The following is a 3722-nucleotide window of genomic DNA, read 5'->3' on the forward strand; positions in this document are numbered from 1 at the left end:
GGACCTCTGTGGCTTCTCCTAGCGCAGCACCCGAGCGCCTCGTCGCCCCGGACGCGGCCCTCCTGGCCGACGTGCTCGAGTGGGACGTGGTGACGTGGTCGCGGGCCGTGCGCTGCTGGTGCGCGGCCGGCCTGCCCGGACCCGGCCGGACCGTCGTCGACCTGGGTTCGCGACGCGGCGGCCTCTCCCTCCTCTTCGCCCGCGACGGCGCCCACGTCGTCTGCTCGGATCTGGACGGGCCCTCGCCCGAGGCCCGCGCCCTGCACGAACGCCACGGCGTCGCCGACCGGGTCGACTACCGGGCCCTGGACGCCACCGCCCTCGACCTGCCCGACCGCTCGGTCGACGCCGTGTGCTTCAAGTCGGTGCTGGGCGGGGTGGGGCGCGACGACAACTTCGTCGCGCAGCGGAAGGCCCTGGCCGAGATCCGGCGCGTGCTGGTGCCGGGGGGCCGGCTGTACTTCGCCGAGAACCTGACCGCCTCGCCCCTGCACGGCTTCCTGCGCCGCTGCTTCATCCCCTGGGGCGGCGCCTGGCGCTACGTTTCCCTGGCCGAGATGGCCGTCCTGCTGGCGGACTTCGAGGTGCGCACGCTGGCGGCGACGGGATTCTGGGCCACCTTCGGCCGCAGCAACGCCCAGCGCGACGCCCTCGCCCGGCTCGACCGCCTCGTCGCCCCCGTGGTGCCCCGCGCGTGGCGCTACGTGGCCTACGGCGTGGCCGACGTGCCCAACGCCGGCTAGTTCGCCTACCGGGTCAGATCGGTCGCCTTCGCGTCGCCGCGCCCGCGGGGCGGGAAGAGCAGCCCCCGCAGGAAACCCAGGCCGTAGCCGAAGTGGTAGCAGAAGAACGCCACGGGCAGCAGCGGCGCCAGCCGCCAGCCCCGGCGGCGGCCCACCGACACCGTCCCGGCCAGCACGAAGAGCAGGTACGCCGCGGCCCACAGCCCGAACAGGACCAGGGCCGGACGCCAGACGACTCCCGCGACCAGCGAGACGATCCCCGCCGCGACGAATCCCGCCGGCACCAGGTGCCGCAGCGAAGCCGGCGACCCGTGCCGCGCGATGACGGCGGGCTTCCAGTACCCGTACTGGTAGTACTGCCGGAAGAGGCGGCCGAAGCTGTTGCGCGGGTGGTACCACGAACGGATGCGGGGATCCTGCCAGATGACGCCGCCCGCGCGCCGCAGCCTGTAGTTCAGCTCGTCGTCCTGGTTGCGCACCAGACCCTCGTCGAAGAGCCCGATCTCCAGCAGCGTCTCCCGCCGCCAGCAGCCGTAGGTGACGGTGTCGACCTCGCCCTCGTAGTCCGCGAAGTGGAACCGCGCGCCGCCCACCGCGAAGCGCGAGGCGTAGGCCGCCGCGATGGCCTCGGCGACCGCCCCCTGGGCCCTGGTCCGGGCCGGACCACCGACATTGGCCGCCCCCGTCCGCCGGATCGCCGCCAGGCAGGCGGCGCAGTAGTCCTCGGCGTAGGTCGTGTGCACGTCCATGCGGATGATGAACTCCCCGCGCGCCTCCCGGATCGCCCGGTTCAGCCCGGTCGACACGATCCGCTCCGGATTGGCGAGGACCCGCAGACCCGGCAGCCGTTCGCGCCGGCTCTCGATGATCCCGCGGGTGCCGTCATCGCTCTCCCCGTCGGCGATGATGATCTCGGGCGGCGTCGCCAGGCCGGTCTGGCCGGCCAGGTCGTCGAGGAACGGGCCGATGAAGCCGGCCTCGTTGCGGCAGGGGACGATGATGGTGACCGTCGGCTTCTCGGCTGCTGCGGCCCGCGGTTCGGCTTCGGTCATGATGGCTCTGCCTCTCCCTGCCAGGTCTTTCCGATGATCCCGGGTGCATCCCGTCTCTATCGCCCGAAGAGTCCGGGCTACCGGCCCAGGGCCACATAGAGCGAAAGCAATTGCGGCACTTGGGATTCCCAGCTGTAGCTTTCCAATGCGGCTGCGCGCCCCGCCGCCCCCATCTCTGCCGATATCCGCGGATCCGCGAGCAGCGATGCGATCGCATCGGCGACCGACACGGGGTCGGTCGGGTCGACGAGGGCACCGCTCCCGGATCGTTCGACGATCGATCGGTACAGGGGAAAGTCCGACACGACCGAGGGAATCCCGAGCGCCATGTACTCGAAGAGCTTCGTCGGGTAGGAATCCATGTAGTTGGGAAGCGGCTGCAGGAGGGCGGCTCCGACCTCACAGCCCGCAATCATTCCGAGGCCGTCCGCCGGGGCGAGATAGCCGGGAAACTCGACATGGCGCAGCTCCAGCTTCTCGGCCATATCCCTCAGGTCCGCCATGGTCCGGGGCGGCCCACCTCCGATGAGGAGACACCCCACCTCGACTCCGCGACGGCGCAACTCGGCGGCTGCCTGAAGCATCACGAAGGCGCCCCGTTCCCGCGTGATCGATCCGATATAGCCGATCCAGGGTAGCCCTGCAGGTCTTGCCTGCGCCACGATGTTGCGGACATCCTCCAGGATCGGAAAATTCAGGACCTCGACACTGTCCGTTACCCAGGGACGCGATTCCCCATACGACTTTTCGGCGTATACCACGGAGCACCGGGGCAACAACAGCCTCTCGACGGTCCGGGCGATGCCGGCCGCCAGAGGCCGCACCACGGCGGGGATCCAGTGCTTCTGCCTCAGCTGCGCGGGCAGGTCTTCATGCATGTCGTAGACGACGCGGATCCCCGCAGCCCGCAGGTATGGGATGCCCACCATCAACTCGGGGTCGTGGAGATGGACCCAATCCGGATTCAGTTTTTTCGCGACACTCAAGACGCCGGGTACCGTTCTCAAGACCCGATCGAACCTCGACCGAGGTCGCGCCACGCTGTGGATCGTCACCCCTTCGAGTATCAGACTCTCTGCACCGGCCATGACCAGATGGACTTCGTGACCCGCCCTGGCCACCGACCGACATTCCTTGTAGCAGATCCTCGGATCGCCCGGTGGGTGCACAGACGATATGTGGACGATCCTCATGTGATTGCTACTCCTGCGGTTCCGCAGAGACCGGCATCTCCGGAGACGACTTCTCGGCACTCAACAGGAAGTAGCCCACGATCAAGCCGACCAGGGCCAGCGGAACAGTTCCATGGGTCAACAGGAATGTCGTGAACGTCGCGCTGACCAGGGACAGGTTGGCAACCAGGTAGGCCGCCAGGATCGATGTCAACAACCGCCCCCGCAGATGCGCGAAACAGGTCAGGAAGAAGTCGAGGGAACAGACCAGCACGAGACTCACGCACCACCCGATCCAGTATCCGAAAGAACCCTGGTAGTCGAACAGGAAGCAGGTCACTGCGGAAACGGTCACATAGGGATTCAGGACGAAATTCAGTCCGACGGAATTGGAGATGTTCCGGTAGGTCTCCCCGAACAGGATCGCCAGCGGCCGGATGTTCTCGAACCCGAACAGTCCTTCCCTCTGGGCGAGAGCATTCGTCCAGACGCCTGTCTCCATCGGCATCACGAACGTCCTGTGAAACAGGCCACTGGAGAAGTACTCCACGAGGACCTCGCCGCTGAGCTGATCGGTTTTGCCTTCCCTCATGACCGTAAGCAGGGTCGCTAGGACCAGGAGCCCGACGACGCTCACGCCGACCACCGACATCCCGCGCCGTACGCCCAATCGCAACATGCCGACAACGCCCAGCACCATCAGCAGGAGCCCTCCGGGCGTCCGGGCTCCTGAAAGCATGACACTGAGGAGCAGA

The 3722-nt window shown here is 67.8% G+C and carries 4 protein-coding genes; 1 reads left to right on the plus strand and 3 read right to left on the minus strand.

Annotation, left to right across the window (positions count from 1 at the left end; genetic code table 11):
• On the plus strand, positions 1-743 hold a 743-nt coding region (locus KDM41_17550; GenBank protein ID MCB1185229.1), incomplete at its 5' end, for a class I SAM-dependent methyltransferase.
• A gap of 5 nt (positions 744-748) precedes the next feature.
• Here the strand turns inward: KDM41_17550 and KDM41_17555 are convergent.
• The 3 genes from KDM41_17555 to KDM41_17565 form a co-directional block, all read right to left on the minus strand.
• The gene (locus KDM41_17555; GenBank protein MCB1185230.1) at positions 749-1795 is read right to left on the minus strand and encodes a glycosyltransferase; all 1047 of its coding nucleotides are present in this window, start codon (positions 1793-1795) and stop codon (positions 749-751) included.
• 77 nt (positions 1796-1872) lie between these two features.
• Complete coding sequence (locus KDM41_17560; protein ID MCB1185231.1) at positions 1873-2988, minus strand: glycosyltransferase; 1116 nt, start codon at positions 2986-2988, stop codon at positions 1873-1875.
• Positions 2989-2995: 7 nt separating this feature from the next.
• Positions 2996-3722 (minus strand): hypothetical protein (locus KDM41_17565; GenBank protein MCB1185232.1); only part of this gene is annotated, 727 nt, incomplete at its 5' end.

The sequence above is a fragment of the bacterium genome (assembly GCA_020440705.1).
Lineage (GTDB): Bacteria > Krumholzibacteriota > Krumholzibacteriia > LZORAL124-64-63 > LZORAL124-64-63 > JAGRNP01.

Excerpts from the sequence above, each read along its gene's own strand:
- KDM41_17555 (MCB1185230.1), bottom strand. The coding sequence starts at position 1,795 with ATGACCGAAGCCGAACCGCGGGCCGCAGCAGCCGAGAAGCCGACGGTC.
- KDM41_17560 (MCB1185231.1), bottom strand. The coding sequence starts at position 2,988 with ATGAGGATCGTCCACATATCGTCTGTGCACCCACCGGGCGATCCGAGG.